Here is a 26,333-nt window from a genome sequence, read left to right as displayed (position 1 = left end):
TCGGCCCCGCGTCATCCCTCGCAATCGTGGACCGGCGCGCGGTGCCGGCGGACAGGAGATCGGCTCATGAAGATCGTGGTCATCGGCGGTACGGGGCTGATCGGCTCCAAGGTCGTGGCGCTTCTGCGCGCCGGCAGTCATGACGTCCTTGCCGCCTCGCCCAGCAAGGGCGTGAACGCCGTCACCGGGGACGGCCTCGACACCGCCGTGGCCGGCGCGGCCGCCGTCGTCGACGTCAGCAACGCGCCCTCGTTCGAGGAGCGGGCGGTGATGGACTTCTTCCGGACGTCGACGGGCAACCTGCTCGCGGCGGAAGCGCGGGCCGGCGTGCGGCATCACGTCGCCCTCTCCATCGTCGGCACCGACCGCATGCCCGACAACGGCTATTTCCGCGCCAAGGTGGCCCAGGAGGAACTGATCGCCGGGTCCGGCATCGCCTACACCATCGTGCGCGCGACCCAGTTCCTGGAGTTCCTCGGCACCATCGCCGCGGGCGCCACGGACGGCGGTGCGGTGCGTCTGGCGTCCGGGCTGTTCCAGCCGATCGCCGCCGACGACGTCGCGGCGGTGCTGGCCGAGGAGGCCGTTGGCGAGCCGCGGAACGGCATCATCGACATCGCCGGCCCGGAGCGTGCTCCGTTCGCCGAGATCGTCGGCCGCTATCTGCGGGCCATGGGCGACCCGCGCGTCGCCGTGAGCGATCCCGAGGCGCGCTATTTCGGCGGGCGCACCGAGGAGGATTCGCTGGTTCCCACCGGCCCGGCGCGCCTCGGCCGCATCGGCCTGGACGAGTGGCTGCGCCGCTCGCAGGCGCCGGCCTGATCCCTCTTACCAACAGACAAGCAAGGACGATCCATGAACCGCATTCTCCGCGCGCTGGCGCTCGCCGCCCTGCCGTTCGCCGCCCTGCCGTTCGCCGCCCTGCCGTTCGCCAGCGCCGCGGCCGACGGGCCGAAGGCCAAGAACGCCACGGTGACGCTGGTCTATGAGCACGCGCTGCCGGACCTGCCGGGCAAGAGCATCAAGGGCGTGCTGGTCGAGTATGGCCCCGGCGGCTTCTCGCCGGCGCACACCCATGCCGCCTCGGCGCTCATCTACGCCACGGTGCTGGAGGGGGCCGTCCGCAGCCAGGTCAACGGCGGTCCGGTCCGGACCTATCAGGCCGGCGAGAACTTCACCGAGCTGCCGGGCGACCACCATGGCGTCAGCGCCAACGCCAGCGACAGCGAACCGGCCAAGCTCCTCGCGGTGTTCGTCGTCGACACCGCCGAGACGGAGCTGACCATCCCGGACGCGCAGTGACGCGGCATGCCGGCGCCCGCCGAAGAGCGCGGCGGCCGTGCGCGTCCGTAACCCGCGGCTTGTCCACCGGAACACGGATTGCTACGGTCGCCGTTGTCGGCCCCCCTTCCGGAACCGCCCATGGCCCACATCACCGCCAGCGTCGAATACGGTCTCCATTGCCTTCTCTGGCTGATCGCCTCGGGCGACACGCCGCTGAGCAGCCGTGACCTGGCCGAGTTGCAGGGCCTCTCCCCGTCCTTCCTGGCCAAGATCTTCCCCAAGCTCGAGAAGGCCGGGATCGTCGCCGCCAGCGAGGGCGTGCGCGGCGGCTATCGCCTCGCCAAGGCGCCGGAGGACATCACCTTCCTGGACGTCGTGGACGCCATCGAGGGCGACAAGCCGCTCTTCGACTGTCAGGAGATCCGCGGCCGTTGCGCGGTGTTCGGGGAGCGGCCCCCGTCCTGGGCGACGTCCGGCGTCTGTGCCGTCCACGCGGTGATGCTGCGGGCGGAAAAGGCGATGCGCGCGACCCTGGCACAGGAGACCCTCGCCGACGTCGCCGACCGGTTCGGCCGGAAGGCGCCGCCCGAGTTCGCCGGCGCGGTCGGCGACTGGATCGAGGGCCGGATCGGCGCCCGCGCCTCGGCGCGGTCGGCCCGGACGCGCTGACCCGTCCCGGGAGGGGGCCCGCCGGCGGTTCCCCGGCCGGGAGCATTCGTCGGCGCATTCCCGCACACCGGTTGTCGGCCGGGGCGGTCGCGATTATTATCATGCACCAACAATACAGCTTTGGTGCCGGGATGCGGTTGTCCAGCCACACCGACTATGCGTTGCGCCTGCTCATGTTCCTGGCGGTGCAGCGTGACGGGCTGCCGACCATCAGCGAGATCGCCGGGGTCTACGGCATCTCGAAGAACCACCTGATGAAGATCGCCCACCAGCTCGGGCTGGGCGGCTACATCGAGACGGTGCGGGGGCGCAACGGCGGGCTGCGTCTGGGCCGACCGGCCGAGCAGATCCGCATCGGCGACGTCGTGCGCTACACCGAGCGGGACCTGGCCCTGGTCGACTGCATGGGCGCGTCGGACGGCACGCCCCTGTGCCGGCTGAACCCGGCCTGCACCCTGCGCTCCGCCCTGCAGGAGGCCCTCCAGGCCTTCCTGGCGGTGCTGGACGACTACACGCTGGCGGAGATCGTGCACAACCGCCGCAGCCTGGCCGCCCTCCTCGACCTGCCGCTGCCGCCGGCGCAGCGCCCGGCCGGCCGGCGGGACGCGGGACGCGCGCCGTAGCCGGCGTCGCCCCGCGCGGCACCGCGCCGTCGCCGGTTCAGGCCGCCCGCAACGCCTCGGCGGGGCCGAAGAACTCGTAATGGACGCGGTCGTCGGGCACCGCCGCCCGCGCCAAGCCGTTGACGAACGCTGACAGGAAGGGCTTCGGCCCGCACAGATAGACGTCGGCGTCCCGGAGCGGCGTGTTGTCGCGCAGCCAGTCGACGGAGATCAGGCCCGTGACGTCGTGGCTGGCGCCCGGACGGTCGCCGGCCAGCGGCTCGGCGTAGAACGTCGTGACGGCGATGCCGGCGCGGGAGGAGGCCAGCGCACGCACGTGACGGTCCATGGCGTGGGTGGCGCTGTTGGCGGTCCCATGAACGTAGTGCACCGCGACGCCGGGATGGGCGGCGGCGAGCGTCTCCAGCATGCTGACCATGGGGGTCAGGCCGACGCCGCCGCTGAGCAGCACCACCGGCCGCTCCAGCCGGTCGGGCAGGACGAAGTCGCCGGCCGGCGGCGACACCTGGAGGACGCTCCCCTCGGCGACCTGGTCGTGCAGCCAGTTGGAGGCGGCGCCGTGCGGCTCCCGCTTCACGGAAATGCGGTAGCTGCGGCCGTTCGGGGCGCAGGAGATGCTGTAGTTGCGGCGCAGCGGCGCCGCCCCCGGCACGGGCAGCAGGAACGTCAGGTGCTGGCCGGGCCGGTGCCGGATGACGGCGCCGCCGTCGCGCGGCGCGAGGACGAAGGAGGTGATGACGTCGCTCTCCCGGATCTTCGCCGTGACGACGACGTCGCGCCAACCGGACCATCCCCCGGCGGACGCCGCCTGCGCCGCGTAGATGGTCCGCTCCCGCTCCATCAGGATGTCCGCCAGGAACCAGTACGCCTCGCCCCAGGCGGCCAGCACCTCGTCCGTCGCGGCGGCGCCCAGGACCTGGCGGATGGCGTCCAGGAGGGCGGCGGCGACGGCGGGATAGTGGTCCGGCCGGATCAGCAATCCCGCGTGCTTCTGCGCGATCCGCTCCACCGCCGGGGCCAGAGCCCCGAGATCGTCGATGTGGCGGGCGTAGGCGAGGATGGCGTTGGCCAGCGCCTTGGTCTGCGCGCCCTCCACCCCCTGGTGGGACTGGTTGAAGAGGGCCGCGATGTTGGCGTCGCGGAACAGGGTGACGTACATGGCGCGCGTGATGGCGGGGCCGTGCTCGGCCAGGGCGGGGGCGGTGGCCATGACGACGGCGATGGTCCGCTCGCTGAGGGGCTGTCGCATCTCGAATCCTGTGCGGCGATGGTGGGGACGGGGCGGGCGGGCCGGTCGAGCGGTGGCGCCCGTCCGGCGCCGGAGCGCCCGCGCCGACCATGGATGTCGCGGCACGCTTTAAGATGCAATAAAAATATATGTTCTCATGCGGCCGAGAACGTGACGCCGGGCGCGGACCTCGGAATCCAAGGCTTCGGCGGCCACGGGGCGCCAGGGTGCGACAGGGTGCGACAATCCGCCCCGTTCTTTAACATGCATTGAAAACGCATCTTAATGGCGCGGCACCGGCCACCGGTGGAGCGCGCCGGCGCCCGGAAACAGGCCCGAAACAGGAGAGCGAACCATGACGACCTTCGTGCTCACCACCCATCACCAGCCGCGCGACCTCGGCGACCGCATCGCGCTGGGCTTCACCAAGGCGCTGCGCTTCGTCGCCGACAGCGTCTTCGCCAAGCGCTACGGGCACCGGGCCATCGTGCTGGAAACCGTGGCCGCGGTTCCCGGCATGGTCGGCGCGACCCTCCAGCATCTGCGCTGCCTGCGCCGGATGCAGCGGGACAACGGCTGGATCCACACGCTGCTGGACGAGGCCGAGAACGAGCGGGTGCACCTGATGACCTTCATCGAGGTGGCCAAGCCGAGCTGGTACGAGCGGGCGATGATCCTTCTCGCCCAGGGCGCCTTCTACAACGCCTTCTTCCTTCTCTACCTCGTGTCGCCGAAGACCGCCCACCGGGTGGTCGGCTATTTCGAGGAGGAGGCGGTGATCAGCTACACCGGCTATCTCGCCGAGATCGACGCCGGGCGGCAGGCGAACCCGCCGGCCCCGCGCCTCGCCATCGACTACTGGAACCTGCCGGAGACGGCGACGCTGCGCGACGTCGTGCTGGCCGTCCGCAACGACGAGGCCAATCACCGCGACGTGAACCACGGCTTCGCCGACACGCTCGCCGCCGGGCCCGCCGCAGACCCTGCCGCCGGCCGGACCGGGTCGGAGGATCGCAAGGCGGCGTGAGCCGCCTCTTCCGCCGGCGACCGTCCTCGGCCGGCCGCCAGCCCTTGGCTGATGCCTCCAGAACGCAATGGTGCGCGGCGCCCGCCGCGACTAAAAGATGCCTCCCTCGTTCCGCGAAACGGCGGTTGTCCGGCATGATCACGCTAGAGAACATCGAGAAGACCTACCCGGCACGGGGCGGCAGCGCCCCGGTGACCGCGCTGGCCGACACGAGCCTGACCATCGACCGCGGGGAGATCTTCGGCATCATCGGCCGGTCCGGTGCCGGCAAGAGCACCTTGCTGCGCACCATCAATCTGCTGGAGATGCCGACCCGGGGGCGCATCCTGGTCGACGGCGTCGAGATGACCGCGCTGAAGCCGGCCGAGCTGCGCGCGGCCCGGCATGCCATCGGCATGATCTTCCAGCATTTCAACCTGCTGTCCTCGCGCACCGTCTTCGGCAACGTGGCGCTGCCGCTGGAACTCGTCGGCATGCCGAAGGCGGCGATCCGCCAGGCGGTCGAGCCGCTCCTCGACCTCGTCGGCTTGGCGGACAAGCGCGACCGCTACCCGGCGGAGCTGTCGGGCGGCCAGAAGCAGCGCGTCGGCATCGCCCGGGCGCTGGCGTCCAAGCCCAAGGTGCTGCTGTCCGACGAGGCGACCTCGGCGCTCGACCCCGAGACGACCGAGCAGATCCTGCACCTGCTGGCCGACATCAACCGGCGCCTCGGCCTGACCATCGTGCTGATCACCCATGAGATCGCCGTCATCAAGGAGATCTGCCACAAGGTGGCGGTGCTGGACGGCGGCCGGGTGATCGAGACCGGCCCGGTCTTCGACGTCTTCGCGCACCCCAGGACCGCGGTGACGCGCAGCTTCGTCGATCCCGTCATCAACCGCGGCCTGCCGGACAGCCTGAAGGGGCGCCTGGCGCCACAGCCGGCCGCCGACCGCAACCCGGTGCTGCGCATCACCTTCACCGGCGAGCGCGCCACCTCCCCGGTCATCAGCCTGTTGAGCCGCCAGTTCGGCATCGACCTGAACATCTGGCACGGCCAGATCGACGAGATCCAGGGCGCGCCCTTCGGCACCCTGGTGGTCGAGGCGTCGGGGGCGCCGGCCGCCATCGAGGGAGCGATCGGCTTCCTCACCATGAACAATCTTGGAGTCGAGGTGCTCGGCCATGCTCTCCCCGCAAATCATCGCGTTGCTGTTTAAGGCGACGCTCGACACCCTGCACATGGTGGCGGTGTCGGGGGTGATCGGAACCGCGGTCGGCCTGCCGGTCGGCGTGATGCTGGCGGTGACCGGCCGGGGCGAGCTGCTGGAGAGCCTCGCCTTCAACCGCGTCGTCGGCGCGGTGGTGAACGTCGCCCGCTCCACCCCGTTCATCATCCTGGTGGTGGCGATCATCCCGTTCACGCGCCTGGTCGCCGGCACCTCCATCGGCACGGCGGCGGCGATCGTGCCGCTGACCGTCGCCGCCATCCCCTTCATCGCCCGCATCGTCGAGGGGGCGGTGCGCGAGGTCGACCGCGGCCTGATCGAAGCGGCGCAGGCCATGGGCGCCACGCCGTTCCAGATCATCCGCAAGGTGCTGCTGCCCGAGGCGCTGTCGTCGATCACGCTCGGCCTGACCCTGGCCGCGGTCAGCCTGATCGGCTACTCGGCCATGGTCGGCGCGGTGGGGGGCGGCGGCCTGGGCGACCTGGGCATCCGCTACGGCTACCAGCGCTTTCTGCCCGAGGTGATGCTAGCGGTGGTCGCGGTGCTGGTCGTGCTGGTGCAGATCGTCCAGTCCGCCGGCGACCGCCTCGCCCGCCGCTTCAACAAGCGCATCCTGAAGTCCTGAATTTTCCGAAGAGATCAGCGAGGAGAAGAGACATGCTGCGTGCCCGCCTGTTCGGCGCCGTGCTCGGCGTCGCGGCCCTGACGTCCGCCACGGCGGCCCTGGCCGAAACCATCAAGGTCGGCGTCTCCGCCGGCCCGCACGCCCAGATCATGGAGCAGGTGAAGCCGATCGCGGCGCAGAAGGGCCTCGACGTCGAGATCATCGAGTTCACCGACTACGTCATCCCCAACCAGGCCCTGTCGCAGGGGGACCTGCAGGCGAACTCCTTCCAGCACGAGCCTTACCTGGACAACCAGGTGCGCGACCGCGGCTACGAGATCGTCAATGTCGGCAAGACGGTGGTCTTTCCCATGGGCATCTACTCCAAGACGGTGAAATCCCTGGGCGAGCTGAAGGAGGGCGCGCGCATCGCCGTGCCCAACGATCCGACCAACGGCGGCCGCGCGCTGCTGCTGCTCCAGGCCAACGGGCTGATCAAGCTGCGCGACGGCGCCGGGCTGAAGGCCTCGCCGGTGGACGTGGTGGAGAATCCCAAGAGGATCGAGCTCATCGAGCTCGACGCGGCGCAGCTTCCGCGCTCGCTGGACGACGTGGACGCCGCCGCCGTGAACACCAACTACGCCATGGAATCCGGCCTCGATCCGAACAAGGACGCCATTGCCCGGGAGAGCGCCGACAGCCCCTACACGAACGTCATCGCCGTCCGCGCGGCGGACAAGGACAAGCCGTGGGTCGCCACGTTCCTCCAGTCCTACCACAGCCCGGAGGTGAAGCGGTTCGTCCTCGACACCTTCAAGGGGGCGGTCGTTCCCGGCTGGTGACCGCCGCTCCGCCACGGCGCCACGGGCGCCGGGCGGGGCTTCACCCTCGTGCGATCCGTTCGACGACGAGGTCGAGCAGCGCGCGCAAGCGCGGCAGTCTGCGCAGATCCCGATGATAGCCGATCCAGGTGTCGCGGGATGGCGGCTGTTCGCCGAGATCGAGGAGCCTGACGCCGGGCGTCGCATCCCCGAGCGGGCGCGGCAGCACCGCCATCCCGGCGCCGAGGGCGCACAGCCGTGCCTGGACCTCACGGCTGTTGCTGCGGGACAGGATGGACGCGTGCGGCAGCACGCGCGTCGCCCAGGCAACGTCCGGCATCCCGCCGAAGGCGGTGTCCATCAGGATCAGCCGGCATCCCGCACCGTCGCCCGCCCGTGGGCGCCAGCGATCGGACCCCGCGTAGAGGCCGTAGGGAACCGTCACCAGCTTGCGCGCGATCACCTCCGGTTCGTCGAAGGGGGCGATGCGCATGACGACGTCGGCCTCGCGTCGCGCGAGGCTGTAGATCCGCGCATCCGTCAGCACCTCGACGACGACCTTCGGGTGGAGGTCCGCGAACTCCGCCAGCACCGGGCTCAGCATGGTCGTCCCGAACCAGTCGGAACAGGACAGGCGCAGAAGCCCTTCGAGCCCGCCGACGCCGCCCGCCAGTCGGCGCTGCATCGCAAGCGCCTCCTCCTCCATCCGAACCGCGTGCGCCAACATGGCCTGACCTTCATCGGTCAGGATGAAGCCGTCGCTGGTGCGCTGGAACAGCGCCACGCCCAGCGCCGCCTCGAGCGCCCGGAGCCGCCGGCCCATGGTGGGCTGGGTCTGGCCCAGGCGGCGGGCGGCAGCCCCCAATGTGCCTTCCCGCGCGATCGCGAGAAAGACGGGCAGATCGCCCCACTCAAGTCCCCGCACGGGCGCGCCTCATGCATTTCTGTATGGATATCGTGCGGATATTAGGGTCGCCATGCATTCCGGTCGAGCGCACGTTTGCCGCACCAGAACGGAGCGGAGATCATGACCAACCCCACCCCAACGATGACCGCCGCGCGTGTCGAGGCGAAGGACGGCCCGTTCCGCCTCGTCGAGGTGGCCCGTCCGCTGCCCAAGCGCGGCGAGGTTCTCGTTCGCATCCATGCCAGCGGCGTCAACCCGCTGGACGCCAAGATCCGGGCCGGCGCGGCCGCCCATGCCCGGCATCCGCTGCCGGCCATCCTCGGTCTCGACCTCGCCGGCGTGGTCGAAGCGGTGGCACCCGACGTCACGACCTTCCGTCCCGGCGACGAGGTCTATGGTATGACGGGTGGGGTCGGCGGCGTTCAGGGCACCCTGGCCGAATACGCCGCCGTCGACGCGGAACTGCTGGCCGTCAAGCCGGCCAACCTCACCATGCGGGAAGCCGCGGCCCTGCCGCTCGTCACCATCACGGCCTGGGAGGGTCTCGTCGACCGCGCCGGGGTGCGGTCCGGCCAGACTCTGCTGGTGCAGGGCGGGGCGGGCGGCGTCGGGCACGTCGCGGTGCAGATCGGCCTCGCGTACGGCGCGACGGTCTTTGCCACGGGCAATGCGGCCAAGGCGGACGTCATCCGCTCGCTGGGAGCGACGGCCATCGACTACGCCGCCGAGCCGGTCGGGCAGTACGTCGCCCGGCACACCGGCGGCGAGGGCTTCGACCTGGTTTACGACACCGGCGGCGGCGCCGTGCTGGATGCGTCCTTCCAGGCGGTGAAGCGTTTCGGCCACGTGGTGAGCTGCCTCGGCTGGGGCGCCCATGCGCTGGCGCCGCTGTCGTTCAAGGCCGGCACCTATTCGGGGGTGTTCACCCTGGCGCCGCTGCTCGACGGCGCCGGCCGCGCCCGCCATGGCGAGATCCTGAAGGCGGCAGCCGTGCTGGTCGAGGCCGGCAAGCTCGTCCCGCGCGTCGATCCGCGGATCTTCCCGCTCGCCGCGGTCGCCGACGCCCACGCGGCACTCGCCGATGCAAGCGCCGCCGGCAAGATCGTCGTCTCCATCCGTTCCTGAACTGAACCGGGAAACCCGGTGCGGTTCACCTGACCCACAGGATCTGTTTCGATCGGCGCGCCAGCGGTCACCCGCTGGTGGGATGACGGGTGCCGGAGCAGGCACCAGCACCCCCGCCAGCGTGCCCTCAGATCGAACGGATGAGGCCGCCGTCCACCCGCACGACGCTGCCCGTCACATAGCCGGCGGGCTCGCCGGCCAGGAAGGCCGCCACCGCCGCCAGCTCCTCCACCTTGCCGTAGCGGCCGATGGGGATGGTCGCCCGCGACTGGGCGGCGACCTCCGCGGCGGTCTTTCCCGTCCGCGCCGCCGCCGCCGCATCCAGCTCGTCCACCCGCTCGGTGTGGATGCGGCCGGGCACGATGGTGTTGACCGTCACCCCGTCGGCCGCCACCTCCGCCGCCAGGGTCTTGGCCCAGCCGACCAAGGCAGCGCGCAGGGTGTTGGAGATGCCGAGGTTGGGGATCGGCTGCACGACGCCCGACGAGGCGATGGTCAGCACACGGCCCCACCCCCGGGCCCGCATGTCGGGCACGAAGCGTCCGGCGATCTCGATCAGCCGCTGCACCATCTGGCCGAACTGCGCCGCCCAGACGGCGCCGTCGACCCCCAGCACCGCGCCGGGAGGCGGCCCTCCCGAATTGAGCACCAGCACGTCGATCGCCAGGCCGAGCCGATGCACCGCGTCGTGCAGGGTCGCGGCCGCCCCGGCGTCGGCCAGGTCGACCGTGATCGTGGCGGCGCTGCCGCCGCCGGCAACGATCGCCTCCGCCGCCGCGCGGGTGCGCTCCGCATTGCGGCCGCACAGCACGACCCGCGCACCTTCCGCCGCCAGGGCACGGGCAACGCCCAGACCAAGCCCGCGCGAGGAGCCGAGCACCAGCGCCGTCTTGGCCGTCAGTCCCAAATCCATATCGGGTCCTCCTCGTGGTCAGTGCAGCGCCGCGCAGGCCGCCCGGATGCGCTCGCAGGCGTCGCGCAGAACGCCGGTGTCGACGGCGTAGGCGATGCGGATGTAGGGCGAGAGGCCGAAGGCCGCGCCGTGCACGAGCCCGACGCCGGCCTGGGACAGCAGGTAGTCGGCGACGTCCAGGTCGCTGGCGATGGCCGGTCCGTCGGGCCTCCGCCGGCCGATCAGCCCCGCGCAGTTGGCGTAGACGTAGAAGGCGCCGGCCGGCACGGCGCAGGACAGCCCCGGCGCCGCCGCGACGGCGTCGAGCACCAGGTCACGCCGCTGCCGCAGCACCGCCAGGCGGTCGCGCAGGAAGCCGGTGCCGCCGCGCAGGGCGGCGACGGCGGCTGCCTGGCTGATGGAGGTGGGGTTGGTGGTGCTTTGCGATTGCAGGGTCTGCAGAGCGCGGACCAGCCAAGCCGGCCCGCCGGCGAAGCCGAGGCGCCAGCCCGTCATGGAATAGGCCTTGGACACCCCGTTGATGGTCAGGGTGCGGCTGGCCAGGGCCGGTTCCACGGCGGCCGGCGTGGCGAAAGCGCCGTCGAGGACGATGTGCTCGTAGATGTCGTCGGCCATCACCAGAACGTGGGGATGGCGCATCAGCACGTCGGTCAGCGCCTTCATCTCGGCGGGCGACAGCACGGCGCCGGACGGGTTGCCGGGCGAGTTCAGGATGACCCAGCGGGTGCGCGGGGTGATCGCCGCCTCGAGGTCCTCCGGGCGCAGCCGGAAGCCGTCCTCCTCCCGGCACGGCACCACGCGGGCGGTGCCGTCGGCGAGCGCGATCATGTCGGGGTAGGAGACCCAGTAGGGGGCCGGCAGCACCACCTCGTCCCCCGGCGCCAGGGTCGCCAGCAGGGCGTTGAGGATCAGCGGCTTGGCACCGACCCCGGCGATCACCTCGTCCATCCCGTAGGTCAGCCCGTTCTCGCGCTCGAACTTGTCGATGATCGCCGCCTTCAGGTCCGGCGTGCCGCTCACCGCGGTGTATTTGGTGTCGCCGGCGCGGATGGCGGCAATGGCCGCCTCCTTGACGTGCTCCGGCGTGTCGAAATCCAGCTCGCCTTCGCCGAGGTTGATGATCGACCGCCCCTCGGCGGCCAGGCGGCGCACCTTGTCGGAGATCGCCGCGGTCGGCGACGGCCGCAGCGCCGCGACGCGCGGCGACAGGCGGGACAGCGGAAGGGGCATGGCGGTGTCCATGGAAAAGCGCCTCGCTGGCCGGCCCGCCGCTGCGGCCCGGCCTGTATCAGTGTTGCCAAGTCGTACACTTCCGGGCCCGCCACGGCGTTCCCGGAGGCGTCGGTTACGCGGCCAGCGCGCCGATCCGGGCGCGCGGGTCGGCGGCCATGGCGGCGACCGCCGCGCGCACCGTCGCGACCTCCGCCGCGGGCAGATCGCGCAGCGGCCGCCGGACCGAGCCGCCGGTCCAGCCACGCGCCGCCATGGCGGCCTTCACCGTCTGCGGCTGGCCGAAGCGGCGGGCGAGCTGGCGGTAGGGGAACCAGAGCCGGTGCAGCGCCCCGGCGGTGATGGCGTCGCCGCGCTGCATGGCGCGGTAGCTGTCGAGGATCAGCTCCGGGAAGGCACAGCTGTTGGTCGAGCTGATGCCGTCGAAGCCGGCCGCCACCGGCCCGAGGAAGGCGAGGTCGGAAGCGCAGAACAGGCGGATGCGGCCATGCAGCGCGCCGACGAGCTGGTCGATGACCGTGGGGGTCAGGTCGCCCTGCTTGATGGCGACGATCTCCGGGATGGCGGCGAGCTGCTCGATCAGCTTGGCCGAAAGCGTGATGCCGATGCCGGGGGCGTTGTAGATCAGCGCCCCGGTGCGCGACAGCGGGGCCATTTCGCGGAAGAAGGCGACGATCTGCTCGTCGGTGATCTCCGACACGTAGGGCGGCGTGATCATGGGAACGCCGCCCAACTCGCCGGCCAGCACCGTCAGGTCGCGCACCACGCGGACGTCCGAGCCGGCGCTGCACAGCATCACCGGGACGCGGGCGCCCACCTGGTCCATGACCCGGCGGAACAGGTCGGCGCGCTCCTCCACCGTCATGGTCGGGAACTCGCCGTAGGTGCCGCCGATCAGCAGGCCGTCGGCGCCGATCTCCAGCACCCGCTCGATGTTGGCGGCCAGCGCGCCGGTGTCGAGGTCGCCGGCGGCGGTGAACGGGGTGACGGTGATGTTGAAGAAGCCACCCAGACGCGCCTTCATGTCGAGCACGGCGGAGTTGGACAGGGTCGTCATGACGAAGTGTTTCCTTTCGATGCTCTCGGAACGTCCGCGGGCTCAGGCCGCGGCACGGCTGCGTCCGGCCGCCGCCTCGAGGAAGCCGTGCAGCAGGGGATGGGGCCGGCCGGGCGCGCTGTTCAGCTCCGGATGGCCCTGCATGCCGATGAAGAAGGGGTGATCGGCGGCCTCCACGGCGTCGGCGGTGCCGTGGGTGACCGAGCGGGCCGGCACGCGCACGCCCACCCGTTCCAGGTCGGGAACCAGGGCCGGGTCGAGCACGTAGCGGTGGTTGTAGCGCTCCACGGTGCGGGTGCGGCCGTAGAGCCGGGCGAGATGGCTGCCGGGCCGCAGCTCGCTGGCGTCGTCGCCCAGCCGGTGCCCGCCGCCGGGACCGGCCGGCCGGAGCACGACGCTGTGGATCGGCGCCGCGGGGTCGGCCTCGGCCAGGGTGGCGGCCTCCAGCCCCAGCCGCTCCCGCACCGCAGCGGTCGCCATGCTCTGCATGCCCAGGCAGAGACCGACCGTCGGCAGTCCGCTGGTCAGGGCGAGGCGGGCCGCGGCGATCTGCCCCGCCACCTGCCCCATGTCCGAGCCGCCCGGCAGCACCAGCCCGTCCGCGTCCTCCACCGCCATGGCGCGGATCGCCGCGCCATCGTCGGGCGCCCGGAACCGGATGACCAGGGCACGGCCGAGCGCGTCCGCCGCGTCGCCGAGCGCGGCCAGCACCGCCGGGTACTGGTGGCGGTGATAGGTCTCGGTGCCGAGGATGACGATGCGCAGCGGCGGCCCGGCCGGCCCGGTCGCCGGCGTACCGTCGGGCACCACGCGGCCGAAGCCATCGCGCCGCCAGCGTCCGACGTCGCCCTTCCGGCTGCGGGCCACCAGCGCCGCGCCGTCCGGCGCGACCCGGAGGACGTCCACCGGCCACCCCCGCCCTTCGGCATCGCGGGCAAAGGTCGCCGCCGCCGCGGCACCGGCGACGCGCGGGTTCACGGCGACGACCAGCGGGCGGTCCGCCGGTGCGTCGGCCACGGTCAGTTCCCGGGCACCGGCGATCTCCACCGCGGTGTCGACGGCGACACCGGACGCCCGTTCGGCCCACAGCAGGCCGTTGGGCGCCAGCCGGCCGCCCGCCAGCACATGCTGGCGGACGTCGGGGCCGGCGAGGTCGCGGTCGCCACGCAGGCGCCGCAGGCGGGCGCCGGACCGCGCCGCCAGCAGGCCGGCCACGGCGCCGTCCAGCGCCGGCTCGCCGGTGTCGTGGACGACGAGCTGCAGGCGCGGCATCACGCCACCCGCAGCAGGGCCCGGTCGACGCTGCCCAGCACGCGGCAGCCGCTCTCGGTCACCACCACCGTCTCGCTGACGCCGACGGTGAAGGCGCCGTAGACGCGCAGGGCCGGCGGGATGTGGAAGGCCATGCCGGGCACCAGCTCGGTGGTCACCCCGGTGTAGAGGCTGAGGATGCCGCCCTCGCCCCAGTCCGGCGCGAAGGAGATGCCGACCGAGTAGCCCGTGCGCTTCTTGAAGGCGTCGGTGTAGCCGGCGCGGTCGATCACCGCCTGGCAGGCGGCGTGCACGCTCTCGCAGGTCTCGCCGGGACGGATGGCGTCGATCGCGGCGGCCAGCGCGTCCTGGCACACCGCCATCATGTCCTCCGCCGCCTTCGGCACGGCGCCGACCCAGGCGCTGCGCATCAGCGCGGCGTGGTAGCGGTCGTGGCAGGCCGCCATCTCCAGGAAGGCGGGGTCGCCCGGCTCGATGCGCCGGCGACGCCAGGTGCCGTGGGGAACGCCGGCGCGCGGGCCGCTGGAGACCAGCGGCTCCATGCCCACGTACTCCGACCCTGCGGCGATGGACGCGCCCATCATGGCGGCGACCAGGTCGTTCTCCGTCGCCCCGGCCTTGACGGCCGCCAGGCCGGCGCGCAGGCCGGCGTCGACGTAGGTGGCGGCGGTCGCCAGCTTCTCGATCTCCAGCGGCGACTTCACCGCGCGGAAGGTCTCCACCACCCCGGCAGCGTCGAGCACGGTGCCCAGCCGGGCCGCCAGCGCCTCGTAGACGGCGATGGGCAGGAACCAGCCGCGCTTGTCGATGGCGACCCGCTTGGCCCCCCAGCCGCGCTGGCCGACCACGTCCACCAGCAGCGACACCGGATCGGTGCCGTCGTCGTAGATCACCGCGTCGGAGATGTAGGTGTTGGCGATGAAGTTGAAGTATTCCAGCCGGCGCACGATGAAGGCCGCGTCGCCCTCCACCGGCAGCAGCAGGGCCTGGAAGGTGTAGTAGCCGGGGGTCTGCTGGCCGGTGAGGTAGAAGATGTTCTCCGGCCCGGTGACGATCATCACGTCGATGCCGCGACGGGCCAGCTCGGCGCGGACGGCATGCTGGCGCGCGTCGTACTCGCCGCGCGGGAAGGCCGATTCCTGTCCCTGCCGGACAGAACCAGGGGCGCTCATGCTGCGATCTCCAGAAGAGGGTGGGTGGTGGACGCGGTGAAGGTGACGCCGAGCCCGGCTCCGCCGGCGTGGGCGACGGCGCCGTCGGCGTAGCGCAGGCCGGCGACCGGGTCGTCGGTCAGCCCGTCGGCGCCGTAGAGCTCGGCGAAGCGCGGGCGGGTCGCGATGGCGACCTGGAGGGCGGCCGCGGTGGCGCCCGCCCCTTCGTTCATCTGCCCGATCATCAGGGGGACGCCGGCCGCCGACAGCCGGCGGGCGGCGGCGACCGTCGGGCCGATGCCACCCAACTTGACCAGCTTCAGGTGGGCCCAGACCCTCCCGCCCAGGGCGGCGACCCGGGCCACGTCGTCCTCGCCGGCGACGCTCTCGTCGAGCATCACCGGCACGGCGCCCGCCTCGCCCAGACGGGCGATGGCGTCCCAGTCGCCGGCGGGAATCGGCTGCTCGGCGTAGGCCACGCCGTGGCGGGCCAGCGCCGTCAGCCGTTCCGGCGCGTCGGCGACGCTCCAGGCACCGTTGGCGTCCACCGCCAGCTTGACGCGGTCGCCGAACCGGCCGCGCAGGGCCGCCAGGCGGCGCAGGTCCTCGTCGAAATCGGCCACGCCGACCCGCAGCTTGAGGTCGGTGAAGCCACGGGCGACGTAGCGATCGGCGTTGGCCAGCAGCGCCTCGTGCCCCGACCAGAACAGGGTCTGGTTGGTGGGCCACGCCGCCGCGCCGGCGCCGTCGGCTCCCAGCCAGCGCGCCACCGTCACCCCGGCGCGGCGCGCCAGCAGGTCGTGCAGCGCACAGTCGACCAGGGCGCGCACCGGGGCGATCCAGCCGCTGTGGGGCACCTCGTCGAGCAGCGCCTCGGCCGGACGGCTCCAGTCGGTGCCGGCGACGGCCGCCCGGGCGGCAGCCAACACGGCCGCCTCCGGATGGCCGTTGAGGTAGGCGATGTTGGTTCGCACCTCGCCGAGGCCGGTGACGCCGTCCGCCGCCGTCAGGCGCAGGTGGAGGGCCGAGAGGTGGCCGATCGCCCCCGACGAGGCGGTGTGCAGCGCGACCTCCGGTCCGTAGGTCAGGACGGCCGTCGACAGGACGGCCTTCATGCCGCCGCGCTCCGCAGCATGCGCAGGGCGACGTCGCCGTAGATTCGGGCGGCGCCGACGAACTCGTCGACGGGTACGAACTCGTCCGGCTTGTGGGCCACCGCCAGGGACCCCGGGCCGAGAACCGTGCCGACCGCGCCGACGGAGCGGAAATGGACGAGGTCGCAGCCGCCCTGGAAGCCCTGCGGGGCGTCGTGGGGATAGCCGTGCATACCGGCGGCGTCCATGCAGGCGGCGACGATGGGCTCGCCCGTCGCCGTCTCGGTCGGGCCGCCGGTGGTCGGCTGGAAGGCGACGATCTCCGCCCGCACGCCGAAGGCCCGCTGCGCCGTGTCCAGAAGCGCGTAAAGCTCGCGCTTCACCGCCTCCTCGTCCTCGCCGGGCACCATGCGGCGGTCGAGCAGCAGGTCGCAGGCGTCGGGCACCACGTTGTCGGCGATGCCGGCGGTGATCCGGGTGACCGTCAGGCTGGCGCTGCCGACCAGCGGGTGGCAGCGCTTGCACACGCAGGTCGCGTGGTGCTCCTCGATCAGGCCGAGCAGCTTGCCGGCCTTGTAGATGGCGTTCTCGCCGAGGTGCGGCGTGCCGGAATGGGCCATCACGCCGCGCACGCGGACCACCGGGCGCAGGCTGCCCTTGTGGGCGGTGAAGGTGGTGTTGGAGGTGGGCTCGCCGATCACCACCTGGTCGACGCGCGGTCGGCCGGCGGCGTAGCTCTTGGCGCCGCGGCTTTCCGTCTCCTCGTCGGCGACGAAGACGCCCAGCAGCGTGCCCGACCACGCGGCGCGGGCCGCCGCCATCTGGCGCAGCGCCTCCACCATGGCGGCGATCGGCCCCTTGGCGTCGCACGAGCCGCGGCCGACCAGCCGGCCGTCGCGCTCGACCAGGCGGAACGGGTCGCTGGTCCAGCCGCCGCCGGCGGGCACCGTGTCGATGTGGGAGTTGAAGGCGAAGACCGGGCCGGGCCCGTTGTCCAGCCGGGCCACCACGTTGGCCCGGCCGGGCATGAACTCGCTGAGGGAGACGTCGAAGCCGGCCTCCTGGAGGCGGCTGGCGAGGAACCGCGCGGCCTCGACTTCGTGGCCCGGCGGGTTCTCCGTGTTGAAGGCCACGAGGCGTTCCAGGTCGCCCGTCATGCGGGCACGGTCGGGATGGGTCAGCATGGTGTCGGTCCGGTGGGGGAAAGGGCGGCGCCCGCTGGGCGTCAGTGCAGGATCTGGCTGAGGAACTTCTGGGTGCGCGGGTTGCCCGCCCCGGAGAAGAAGGTGTCGACCGGAGCGTTCTCGACGATCTCGCCCCCCTCCATGAAGACGACGTGGTCGGCGGCGCGGCGGGCAAAACCCATCTCGTGGGTCACCACCAGGCTGGTCATGCCCTCCTGGCTCAGTTCCACCATGACGTCGAGCACCTCGCGGATCATCTCCGGGTCGAGCGCCGAGGTCGGCTCGTCGAACAGCATCAGCTCCGGCTTCATGGCCAGCGCCCGGGCGATGGCGACACGCTGCTGCTGGCCGCCGGACAGCTCGTCCGGGTAGTGGTCGGCGCGGTCGGGGATGTGCACCTTCTTCAGGAGCGAGAGGGCGATGTCATGGGCGTCGGCGCGCGACATGCCCTGGACGCGCACCAGCGCCAGCATGATGTTCTCGATGGCCGAGAGGTGGCCGAACAGCTCGAAGTTCTGGAACACCATGCCGATGCGCTGGCGCAGCTTCGGCGCGTCGGTCCGGGACTGGGTGATCTCGGCGCCGTTGAACAGGATGCAGCCGCCGTTGATGCTCTCCAGCAGGTTCACGCAGCGCAGCAGCGTCGACTTGCCCGAGCCCGACGGGCCGATCAGCACCACCGTCTCGCCACGCCGCACGTCCAGCGAGCAGCGTTTGAGGGTGGGCACCGAGCCGTAGGATTTGTCGACCGCCTGCAGGCTGAGCAGCGGCCTGTCGGTGGCGGCGTGGCGGGGGGATACGGTCATGGGGATCTCCTTGTGCGCGATCGCCGGTGCGGGCGCTCAGCGCAAGGCCGATTGGGCGCCGGTGGCGCCGATCAGGCGGCGCGTCAGGGACAGCTTCTGGCCCCCGGGGCGGCGGCGGGCGGCGAGGCGGCGTTCCAGGGCGGACTGCAGCACCATGAAGACCGTGGTCATCGCCAGGTAGTAGATGCCGGCGGCGGTCAGCGCCTCGAAATAGCGGAAATCGGCGCTGGCCGTCTGGTTCGCCGCCAGCAGCAGGTCCTGCACGGCGATGGCGGAGACCAGCGCGCTCAACTTCATCATGCCGATGAGCTGGTTGCCGATGGGCGGCAGGATCACCCGCAGGGCCTGGGGCAGCACCACGAAGCGCATGACCTGCCACTCGGTCATGCCGAGCGCACGGCCGGCCACCTTCTGGCCGCGCTTCACCGCCTGCAGGCCCGAGCGCATGATCTCGGCCATGTAGGCGCCCTCGTTCAGCGACAGGGCCAGCACGCCGCTGACGAAGCCGGAGAGAATGATGCCGAAGGACGGCAGCACGTTGAACACGAAGATGATCTGGAACAGCACCGGCGTTCCGCGGAACAGCCAGAGGTAGAGAGTGGTCCCGCCGCGGACGACGGCAAACCGCGATTCCTGCAGCAGGGCCAGCAGAAGGCCGATAACGACTCCCGACAGGATGGACGAGACCGTGATCAGCAGCGTCGTCACCGCCCCGTTGAAGAACACGGGCGAGACGAGGTAGTCGAGGATGAGGGACAGGGATATCGTCATCGGGGATTCTCTCCGTCGGACTGGGGCCGTGCCGGACACGGCGCCGGCCCACGGTTCGGACGTCCGCGAAAGCGGCTCCGGAACACGGGCGCCGGGGCGCCCGCCTCCCGGACCCGAAAGGAAGGGGTCACTTCAGCAGCGCCACGGTCTGCGGCAGCGCGTACTTCGTGATCAGGGCGGCGTAGGTGCCGTCCTTCACCACCTCCAGGAGCGCCGCCTCGATGGCCGCCTTCATGGCGGCGTCACCCTTGCGCACGGCGATGCCGATCTTCGTGTTGGTGTTGAAGGACTCGCCGGCGATCTCGTAGGTGTCCGGCACCTTCTGCATCATCATCACGGCCCCCGGCGTGCTGTCGAGATGGACGTCCGAACGGCCCTGGCGCAGCGACAGGGCGGAGTCCTGCGCCGTCGGGAAGGTGAGGATCTCCACCGCCGGCAAGCCGGCGTCGGTGCAGCGCTTGTTGTCCTCGCGCGCGTAGGTCTCCTGGATGCCGCCGAGGGTGACGGAGACCTTCTTGCCGCACAGGCTGTTGTCGCGTCCGGTGATGCCGGCGGGATTGCCCTTGCGCACCACCACCTCGTTGCCGACCCGCAGGTAGGGCACGAAGTCGACCTGCTTGGCGCGATCCTCGTTCATGTACATGGCCGAGTTGATGATGTCGATGCGGCCACCCTGGAGCGCCGGGATCAGCCCCTTGAACTCCATGTTCAGCGGCGCCACGGAGAGACCCATCTTCGACGCCAGCGCGTCGCCCAGCTCGATGTCGAAGCCCTTCAGCGTGCCGTCCGTGCTCTGGAACTCGAAGGGCGCGAAGGTCGCCGCCACGCCGTAGGTCAGGGTCCCCGACTGCACGAGATCGGGCTTCGGCGTCGCGGTCTGAGCCTGGGCGGAGGTGCCGACGAGACCGCCAAGCAGCAGGGCGGCGGTGGCAGAGAGCAGGTGGTGCATGGGCGGTGCGCTCCTAGTTTGTTCAGATGGACGCAACTTGTACATTTCAGGGCACACATCCGCGGGTGTCAAGCCTGGACACGATCGGGGATGCGTGCGATGGGTAAGGTGAGGCTAAAGCAAATTCCGGGCCGAAACCGTGACGCCACCGAATTCAATCGACCAGGGCGATCCGCATTCCAGCGCCAAAACCGCGGCAAGTCCTCCCCGGGACCGCAAGGCGGCGGCCCGGTCGGTGCAGATGGCGCTGGCGAACAAAATACTTTCGGTTGTGGTCGACGAGCGTTTCGGCGTCGGGCATCACCTAAAAGAGCAGCATCTTGCCGAAATTCTGGGCGTTTCCCGCACGCCGGTGCGCGCGGCGCTGCGTCTTCTGGCGGACCGCAAGATCGTCGCGGCGATTCCCAACCGCGGGTTCCGTCTGCAGAAGGACGGGCGCGAACTGCTGGGAACGACCCTGGATGTGCCGCCGCTGATCGACGAGAAGCTTTATCTCGACATCCTGGGTGACCGGCTGTCGGGAAGCCTTCCGCCGACCGTCAACCAGGTCATGCTCACCAAGCGGTATGGGATCGGCCGCGGCTCCCTGCGGCCGGTGTTGAACCGCTTGGCCGAGGAGGGGTTGATCACCCGCAAGGGGCAGAATTGGCTGTTCCTGCCCAGCCTGGAATCGGAATCATCGCTGCGCGCGAGCTACGATCTGCGCATCACACTCGAGCCGGCCGGCCTGCTGCTGGACAGCTTCCGCGTGGACCGCGGCGTGCTGCGACACCTGAGGGACCGGCACAGCCTGATTATTGAGCAGACCCAAGCCGCGCCGGTCCCGGGGCGGAGCCTCTTCATGCTCGACTCGCAGTTCCACGAGACGATGGCCGAGGCGTCGGGAAATCCCTTTTTCCTGCAGGTGGTGCAGCAGCAGAACAAGCTGCGCCGGCTGTTCGAATACCAGGGCTATGCCAACAGTGCCCGCGTCCGTGAGTGGTGCGGCGAACACCTCGCCGTCATAGAGGCGCTGGAGCGCGGCGACCGTGCCGCAGCCGCCGGAACGCTGCGCGACCATCTCCAGCGCGCCGCCGCCACCGCCATGGTGCAGTCGCGCAGCCGCGCCACATAGGGCTGTGTGGGGCGGCGCCCCCGGCCGACGATGCGCTTCGTGGCGGTCAAGACCATCGATCAGCAGGCCGCCTTGATGCTCCACAAGACGCGGGGCCTCTTGGTCCGGCAGCGGACGATGCTGATCAACGCCTTGCGCGCTCACCTCGCCGAAGTCGGCATCATCGCGGCCAAAGGACCAAGCGGGACGAAGGCCGCCATCGACGCTCTGCACGGAGGCGCAGGATCGTCTGCCGGACCTGGCGCGACGGGCGCTGCACGGCCTCGTCGATCAGCTCCGCCTGCCCGGCGAGGAAATCGACCGGCTGGAGGCGCGTATTCTGGAGTGGCATCGCGCCAGCGACGTCAGCCGCCGTTTGGCGACGATACCCGGCATTGGGCCGATCACCGCCAGCGCGATCGCCGCGGCGGTGCCGGACGGCTCCCTGTTCCGGTCCGGCCGGCAGTTCGCCGCATGGCTCGGCCTGACGCCGAAGGCGCACAGCAGCGGCGGCAAGGATCGCCAGGTCGGCATCAGCAAGCAGGGCGACGGCTACCTCCGCCGCCTGCTGGCCGTTGGCGCCACGGCAGTCATGCGGTTGGCGCGCCAGGACACGCGGCCCGATGCTGGGCGTCGATCCGCGGACGTCATCAAGGCCAGCGGCCAGAGGCGATAGGCCGGACACATGGATGCACCCGACCAACCGTCAACCGAATTCTCCTCTTGCGCCGAGAGGGCCGTCCACACATGGTTTCTTCGACGGTCAACGCTGTTTCACCGGCATTTGGTGAAAGGGCCGTCCACCGCATCACCTCGCTGCCGGATCGCTATCGCTGGCATCGCCGCTCCCTCCCTCAATGGCAAGGCCAGCGAATCACACCACAGCCAACGCCTCAATACACTTCGACACCCCGCGAGTCAGGAGTTTCTGAAAGCGGTAACAATCGTTACCACCCCCACAGCGGCAGAGCCTCCGAGTTCGGGGCGCATCCATGGTCATTGGATACCCACCCTGCGGAGCCGAGACGAAGGGCCGGGCGGAGTGCACTGGGCCCGCGGTCAGCTGGCCAGCACGGTGATGTCCGATGCCGACAGTGTACGAACGTCGAGGGTGGCGACGGTTACCGCCGCCCCGGCGCCCGAACCGTCCGCATCGAACGACAGCGCGCCGGTGCGGGTGTTGAAGACGAACCCGGCGTTCGTCGTCGTCGGGTTGTCGAGTGCGAAATTCGCCGCCGACAGCGTGCCCGTGGCGAGATCGCCGAAGTTCGGGCTGTACACTGCGATCCGGTCCACCCCCGCCTCGAAGTCGGCGATCACGTCGCCTCCGTCCTCCGGGTTGCGGAAGACGAACAGGTCCGCCCCCTGGCCGCCGAACAGCGTATCGGCACCCAGGTTGCCGTCGAGCCAATCGTCGCCGAGATTGCCGTGGAGCAGGTCGCCGTCCTGCCCGCCGAAGAGCGTATCGCTCTCCTGCCCACCGAACAGCGTGTCCGCCCCCCGATTGCCGTACAGCACGTCCGATCCCAGCTGCCCGTAGGCCAAGTCGGCGTCCATCCCGCCCATCGCGGTGTCGCTGTCCTGACCACCGAACAGGGTGTCGTTGCCGAAGTTGCCGTAGAGCAGGTCGTTCTGCTTGTTGCCGTAGAGCGCGTCGTTCTCCAGCCCGCCGGTGACCGTGTCGTCGCCCTCGTCGCCGAACAGCACGTCGTTGCCCGCGGCCGAGCCGACGAAGTCGTTGCCCGCCCCACCACGAAGCGTGTCGTCCTCGGCACCCAGGACCATGTACTGGGCCGCACTGTCGCCCCAGACAGTCTGAGACCCGGCACCGCCGGTCACCCGCACCGCGCCGATCACAGCCGCGAATTCCACGTCCTGCAACTGAATTACCGTGCCCGAGGGCAGGCTGCGCGTATCAATGACCAGCGCCGTGTAGGGGTTGCCGGCTGCCGTCGGCGAGCCGGTGATGACAAGTGACTCCGGCGAAACGGTGGAACCGGACGCGGCCGTCGGCACGATCGTCTGCACAAGCAGCGGCGTGTCGGCCGGGATGGCGCTGAGAAAGCCGGCGCCACCACCGGTCAGCGCCGTTTGGTCTTCCGAGCCAGCCTCGGTGTGGGCCTCGATCTCGCGGATCAGGTCGGCAAGCGAGTTGCCTGCCGCCTTCGGCGCGGCGGAGCCACTCGCCGTCATGCCGTAGCCGGTCGGCACCTGGGCGGTCAGCAGGTTGGTGCCACCGCTGGTGACCAGCGGAATGTCTGCCACCGTGTTGTTGCCGACCTGTTCGGGGCGCGCGGTGGTGACGACCGGGATGGTGACGGTCTGCGTGGTCGTACCGTCGCCGTTGGTGGTAGTGCTGGTCTGCACCGGCACGCCGTCCACTATCTCCGGCGTGGGCGTCGCAGGCGACGACACGTCGGGTGACGACGGCGCGGGAGGCTGCGGAACGGGCGGGACTCCGGACATCGTGATCTGGACCGCGAGATCGCTGCCGGCGTTCTCAGTCCAGTTGGCCGCGAAGTCCTGAGTCCGCGTGTTGCCGTTCGTGTGAGCGCCGTTGATCTGTATGCCGCCGCTGTAAACGTCCGGTGTGTCGAAATATATAAGTCCCAGCGGCGTGGTTTCGACGACGCCGTCGAGGATGATCGCATACTCGGATCCAACGGTCAGGCCGTCGTAGTTGATGGACACGTCGAAGCGCTGCGGCCCAAGAACGGTCAGGTCGGGCGCGAGCGTGCCGCTCTCGAACAGCACCGTGGTCGGGTTGATCTCGCCGCCAGCGTTGCTGATTTCCGTGAGCAGGAGCCGATAACTGGAGACAACAGGCAAGAGAGGAAGCTGGATTTCGAACGCAGCGCTCTCCAGCTTGGTTCCCGTCGCAGTGAAGGTTTGCCCGACATACCCGATGAACGGCAGAGGCACGTTGGTGGAATTCGACAGAATGTCGATGGTCGGGGTGTTGTTGGTCACCGTGGTGGCGGTGAGCGAAGCCGCATCGTTGCCGACGCTGTCCTGGATCACGCCGGAGGTCTGATCACCGGTCGCATCGGTGTAAGCGACGGTGACGGCTTGCCCGACCGCGACGGCGGTGTCAAGGGTCAGGGTGACAGTTTTGTTGGGGCCATCCACCGCCGAGCTGCTCACGCCGATCGAGGTGCCGTCGGCGCTAACCTGGAAGTGCGAGGCATCGGGGGTGGAACTGCCGTCCAGAGCCTCGTCGTAGGTCAGCACCAGCTTGGTCCCGGTGACCGACGCGCTCTGAAACACAGGAGGGATCGTCTCGGCAAAGGTCAAGGTGGTGCTGCCGCCGCTGTAGACGGCCGACCAAGTGCCGCTCGCGGCGGTGACCCCGGTGAGGGTCAGCGTCTGACTGCTGCCGAGGTCGATCGTGCCGCTGGCGGCTTGGTTGTTCAGGCTGGAGAGGTCCAGGCTTGTAACGACGATGCTGTCGCCGGCCGCAAAGTCGCTGATCACGTCGCTGTCGAGCTGCGCTGCGTCCCCAGTAAAAATGTCATTGCCTGCCCCGCCGATCAGCGTGTCGGTGCCGTTCCCGCCATTGAGCGTGTCAGCGAAGTTAGACCCGGTCAGCTGATTGTCTCCATTGGAGCCGTTGATCTGGGCGCCTACGGATAGGGTGATCGCTGAGGCGTCGACGTTCACCTGCGCCGAACTGCTGGAACCACCCGCGTTGCCGGCGATGCCGATCGAAATGGTATTCTGGGGATCGGTGAGGTTGGCGTTCAGGACCAGCGTATCGCCGTCCGCGGCGCCCTTGAAGCGGATGAAATCGCTGCCGTCGCCGCCGTTGATGGTTTCGTCGACGTCGTGGTCGGAGCTTGATTCGATGTAGATGACGTCGTTGCCGTCACCGGCCTCGATCAAATCGGTTCCGGAGCCGCCGATGACCGTGTCGTTGCCGGCACCACCTTTGAGCGTGTCGTTGCCGTTACCCCCATTGGCCGTATCGTTGCCGTCGTTCCCATCGACGTCATCGTTTCCGTCTCCCCCCATGAGGGAGTCGTTCTGCGAACCGCCGGACAGGGTATCCGCACCTCCGCCACCGTTCATCGTGTCTTGCGACGAGCCGCCAATGAACCAGTCACCCAGCGAACCACCATCGAGTTGCATGACTTCCGTTTGACCGGAAAAGTCGATGAGCAAGCCGGCGGTGGAGGGGCTGAGCGGCGTGCCGCCCGACGTCGAGAGCAAGTTCCAGGAATCGTCGGTAACGTTGATGCTGATGTTGTAGATTGATCCAGCGGAATTCAAATAAACGAATGCGCCAGTCGGAATGAATGAGCTGATATCTGTCAGAGTGCCATGAGAACCGTTGAAAACGTCGACAGCGCTCGCCGGGTCAGATGAATTCGTGTAATACTTGATGTACCGAGCCATATTTATTTCTCCTGTTGAGCGCGCATCATACGTTTCGGGTTGTGCATCAATCCCACTTTATACTTTTCTATCCATGCCCAACAACGTCACGTCGCAAGCGAGATCGTAACATGACGGTCTCAAGCAGATGTGCAACCATTTGTAACAAATTGCCGCGCCGCCGTTGGGAGCCGTCGCGCTTCGCCCGGCCGCATGATGCGGCCGGGCGAAGCGCGTCAGGCCTCCGTTCAGCCGGTCAGCACAAAAATGTCGGATGCCGACAGCGCGCGGAGGGTGAGGGTCGCGATGGTCACCGCGGCCGCGGCCCCCAGCCGTCGACGTCGAACGACGGGGCCCATAAGGCCTATCCGTCGATGCGCGACGGATGGTGCCGGGGCCTGCTGCTGCGACGGTCGATCCGCGAGCCGGACAAGCTGGACCTATTGCCTGACCTTCGCCCCGGAGGGGACGTCCGTACCCGCCCTGGTGCACATTGCCGGCACGCGCTGGACCATCGAGTCCTGCTTCGCGGCGGCCAAAGGCGAGGTTGGGCTCGACCGCTGCGAGGTCCGCGCCTGGACGGCGTGGCATCGCCACATCACCCTGGCCATGCTCTCCTTGGCCTTTCTCTCCGTCGTCCGCGCGACGGCTGTCGGGGGGAGAGCCGACCACCGGCGCGAAAGCCGACCTCCTGCCCCTCACCGTCCCGGAAATCCGCCACTTCCTCGCCCGCCTCGTCGGCCTGCCGCCACCCACAACCGACGCCGTTATCACGTGGTCCCACTGGCGACGACGCCACCGGCAGCGCGTAAGGCGCTCCCATTGGAAACGCCGAACCCAATCCGATAAGGACCGGCTGCAGTACCAAGAGCGCCTAACAGAACCATCGCTCGACGAAGCGGACGGTGATGAGGGCGGCGGCGAGATGGTGGAAGGCGGCGAA

General features: G+C 70.1%; 23 protein-coding genes and 3 pseudogenes. 13 read left to right on the top strand and 13 right to left on the bottom strand.

All coding sequences use genetic code 11. The features are described 5' to 3' along the window. Positions 1 to 66 precede the first annotated feature (66 nt). The 4 genes from ACSBPG_RS11380 to ACSBPG_RS11365 all read left to right on the top strand — a co-directional run bounded on the left by ACSBPG_RS11380 (position 67) and on the right by ACSBPG_RS11365 (position 2,576). Entirely contained in the window at positions 67 to 822 is a 756-nt protein-coding gene (locus ACSBPG_RS11380) for an SDR family oxidoreductase (protein ID WP_435537277.1), read from the top strand. Between the two features lie 33 nt (positions 823 to 855). Further along, positions 856 to 1,302 carry a cupin domain-containing protein gene (locus ACSBPG_RS11375; RefSeq protein WP_435537276.1) on the top strand — a complete coding sequence of 149 codons (447 nt, stop codon included), beginning with the start codon at positions 856 to 858 and terminating at the stop codon, positions 1,300 to 1,302. A gap of 120 nt (positions 1,303 to 1,422) precedes the next feature. Continuing rightward, complete coding sequence (locus tag ACSBPG_RS11370) at positions 1,423 to 1,953, top strand: RrF2 family transcriptional regulator (RefSeq protein ID WP_435537275.1); 531 nt, start codon at positions 1,423 to 1,425, stop codon at positions 1,951 to 1,953. A 131-nt stretch (positions 1,954 to 2,084) separates the two neighbouring features. Next, the gene (locus ACSBPG_RS11365) at positions 2,085 to 2,576 is read left to right on the top strand and encodes an Rrf2 family transcriptional regulator (protein ID WP_435537274.1); all 492 of its coding nucleotides are present in this window, start codon (positions 2,085 to 2,087) and stop codon (positions 2,574 to 2,576) included. Positions 2,577 to 2,613: 37 nt separating this feature from the next. Here the strand turns inward: ACSBPG_RS11365 and hmpA are convergent, their stop codons facing one another. Further along, positions 2,614 to 3,825 (bottom strand): NO-inducible flavohemoprotein, encoded by a 1,212-nt coding sequence (gene hmpA / locus ACSBPG_RS11360; protein ID WP_435537273.1) that lies wholly within the window; start codon positions 3,823 to 3,825, stop codon positions 2,614 to 2,616. Between the two features lie 334 nt (positions 3,826 to 4,159). On the opposite strand from hmpA, the gene ACSBPG_RS11355 reads away from it, so the two are divergent. The 4 genes from ACSBPG_RS11355 to ACSBPG_RS11340 all read left to right on the top strand — a co-directional run bounded on the left by ACSBPG_RS11355 (position 4,160) and on the right by ACSBPG_RS11340 (position 7,485). Beyond that, positions 4,160 to 4,831 (top strand): alternative oxidase, encoded by a 672-nt coding sequence (locus tag ACSBPG_RS11355; protein ID WP_435537272.1) that lies wholly within the window; start codon positions 4,160 to 4,162, stop codon positions 4,829 to 4,831. A 134-nt stretch (positions 4,832 to 4,965) separates the two neighbouring features. Next, positions 4,966 to 6,030 (top strand): methionine ABC transporter ATP-binding protein, encoded by a 1,065-nt coding sequence (locus ACSBPG_RS11350; RefSeq protein ID WP_435537271.1) that lies wholly within the window; start codon positions 4,966 to 4,968, stop codon positions 6,028 to 6,030. Continuing rightward, complete coding sequence (locus ACSBPG_RS11345; protein WP_435537270.1) at positions 5,996 to 6,664, top strand: methionine ABC transporter permease; 669 nt, start codon at positions 5,996 to 5,998, stop codon at positions 6,662 to 6,664. The genes ACSBPG_RS11350 and ACSBPG_RS11345 overlap by 35 nt, the downstream gene beginning before the upstream one ends. A gap of 32 nt (positions 6,665 to 6,696) precedes the next feature. Then, positions 6,697 to 7,485, top strand: a complete 789-nt coding sequence (locus tag ACSBPG_RS11340) for a MetQ/NlpA family ABC transporter substrate-binding protein (RefSeq protein ID WP_435537269.1) — start codon at positions 6,697 to 6,699, stop codon at positions 7,483 to 7,485. Positions 7,486 to 7,525: 40 nt separating this feature from the next. Here ACSBPG_RS11340 and ACSBPG_RS11335 read toward each other — a convergent pair whose 3' ends face one another. Next, positions 7,526 to 8,389 (bottom strand): LysR family transcriptional regulator, encoded by an 864-nt coding sequence (locus tag ACSBPG_RS11335; RefSeq protein WP_435537268.1) that lies wholly within the window; start codon positions 8,387 to 8,389, stop codon positions 7,526 to 7,528. A 102-nt stretch (positions 8,390 to 8,491) separates the two neighbouring features. On the opposite strand from ACSBPG_RS11335, the gene ACSBPG_RS11330 reads away from it, so the two are divergent. After that, entirely contained in the window at positions 8,492 to 9,496 is a 1,005-nt protein-coding gene (locus tag ACSBPG_RS11330) for a zinc-binding dehydrogenase (protein ID WP_435537267.1), read from the top strand. 127 nt (positions 9,497 to 9,623) lie between these two features. On the opposite strand, the gene ACSBPG_RS11325 is transcribed toward ACSBPG_RS11330, so the two are convergent. The 10 genes from ACSBPG_RS11325 to ACSBPG_RS11280 all read right to left on the bottom strand — a co-directional run bounded on the left by ACSBPG_RS11325 (position 9,624) and on the right by ACSBPG_RS11280 (position 19,923). Further along, positions 9,624 to 10,409, bottom strand: a complete 786-nt coding sequence (locus tag ACSBPG_RS11325; protein ID WP_435537266.1) for an SDR family oxidoreductase — start codon at positions 10,407 to 10,409, stop codon at positions 9,624 to 9,626. Positions 10,410 to 10,427: 18 nt separating this feature from the next. Next, on the bottom strand, positions 10,428 to 11,627 hold the full coding sequence (locus ACSBPG_RS11320; protein WP_435537445.1) for a pyridoxal phosphate-dependent aminotransferase: 1,200 nt from the start codon (positions 11,625 to 11,627) through the stop codon (positions 10,428 to 10,430). 127 nt (positions 11,628 to 11,754) lie between these two features. Continuing rightward, a complete protein-coding gene (locus tag ACSBPG_RS11315) occupies positions 11,755 to 12,696 on the bottom strand; it encodes a dihydrodipicolinate synthase family protein (protein WP_435537265.1) in 942 nt (313 codons plus the stop codon). A gap of 42 nt (positions 12,697 to 12,738) precedes the next feature. Continuing rightward, positions 12,739 to 13,968 carry a glutamine amidotransferase-related protein gene (locus ACSBPG_RS11310; protein WP_435537264.1) on the bottom strand — a complete coding sequence of 410 codons (1,230 nt, stop codon included), beginning with the start codon at positions 13,966 to 13,968 and terminating at the stop codon, positions 12,739 to 12,741. Continuing rightward, positions 13,968 to 15,140: a M24 family metallopeptidase gene (locus tag ACSBPG_RS11305; RefSeq protein WP_435537263.1), complete on the bottom strand. Its 1,173-nt coding sequence runs from the start codon at positions 15,138 to 15,140 to the stop codon at positions 13,968 to 13,970. Before ACSBPG_RS11305 ends, ACSBPG_RS11310 begins: the two co-directional genes overlap by 1 nt. After that, positions 15,137 to 16,234: a mandelate racemase/muconate lactonizing enzyme family protein gene (locus tag ACSBPG_RS11300; protein ID WP_435537262.1), complete on the bottom strand. Its 1,098-nt coding sequence runs from the start codon at positions 16,232 to 16,234 to the stop codon at positions 15,137 to 15,139. Before ACSBPG_RS11300 ends, ACSBPG_RS11305 begins: the two co-directional genes overlap by 4 nt. Beyond that, positions 16,231 to 17,397 (bottom strand): M20 family metallopeptidase, encoded by a 1,167-nt coding sequence (locus ACSBPG_RS11295; RefSeq protein WP_435537261.1) that lies wholly within the window; start codon positions 17,395 to 17,397, stop codon positions 16,231 to 16,233. Before ACSBPG_RS11295 ends, ACSBPG_RS11300 begins: the two co-directional genes overlap by 4 nt. A 41-nt stretch (positions 17,398 to 17,438) precedes the next feature. Further along, entirely contained in the window at positions 17,439 to 18,203 is a 765-nt protein-coding gene (locus tag ACSBPG_RS11290) for an amino acid ABC transporter ATP-binding protein (RefSeq protein WP_435537260.1), read from the bottom strand. Positions 18,204 to 18,239: 36 nt separating this feature from the next. After that, positions 18,240 to 18,974: an amino acid ABC transporter permease gene (locus tag ACSBPG_RS11285; RefSeq protein WP_435537259.1), complete on the bottom strand. Its 735-nt coding sequence runs from the start codon at positions 18,972 to 18,974 to the stop codon at positions 18,240 to 18,242. Between the two features lie 127 nt (positions 18,975 to 19,101). After that, a complete protein-coding gene (locus ACSBPG_RS11280) occupies positions 19,102 to 19,923 on the bottom strand; it encodes an ABC transporter substrate-binding protein (protein ID WP_435537258.1) in 822 nt (273 codons plus the stop codon). Between the two features lie 241 nt (positions 19,924 to 20,164). Here ACSBPG_RS11280 and ACSBPG_RS11275 point away from each other — a divergent pair, with 241 nt between their 5' ends. The 3 genes and pseudogenes from ACSBPG_RS11275 to ACSBPG_RS11265 form a co-directional block, all read left to right on the top strand. After that, entirely contained in the window at positions 20,165 to 21,037 is an 873-nt protein-coding gene (locus tag ACSBPG_RS11275) for an FCD domain-containing protein (protein ID WP_435537257.1), read from the top strand. 21 nt (positions 21,038 to 21,058) lie between these two features. Continuing rightward, positions 21,059 to 21,294, top strand: a pseudogene (locus ACSBPG_RS11270) (IS110 family transposase); the annotation flags it as partial. An 83-nt stretch (positions 21,295 to 21,377) separates the two neighbouring features. Continuing rightward, positions 21,378 to 21,629, top strand: a pseudogene (locus ACSBPG_RS11265) (transposase); the annotation flags it as partial. Positions 21,630 to 22,075: 446 nt separating this feature from the next. Here the strand turns inward: ACSBPG_RS11265 and ACSBPG_RS11260 are convergent. Continuing rightward, a complete protein-coding gene (locus tag ACSBPG_RS11260; RefSeq protein WP_435537256.1) occupies positions 22,076 to 25,411 on the bottom strand; it encodes a SwmB domain-containing protein in 3,336 nt (1,111 codons plus the stop codon). Between the two features lie 296 nt (positions 25,412 to 25,707). On the opposite strand from ACSBPG_RS11260, the pseudogene ACSBPG_RS11255 reads away from it, so the two are divergent. Next, a pseudogene (locus tag ACSBPG_RS11255) lies at positions 25,708 to 26,239 on the top strand (IS701 family transposase); the annotation flags it as partial. Between the last annotated feature and the right edge of the window lie 94 nt (positions 26,240 to 26,333).

It is taken from the genome of Azospirillum sp. ST 5-10 (assembly GCF_051225715.1).
In the GTDB taxonomy this organism is placed as follows: Bacteria; Pseudomonadota; Alphaproteobacteria; order Azospirillales; family Azospirillaceae; genus Azospirillum.
Note: the sequence above shows the minus strand (reverse complement) of the source record. Positions and strands in the feature narration are given on the sequence as shown.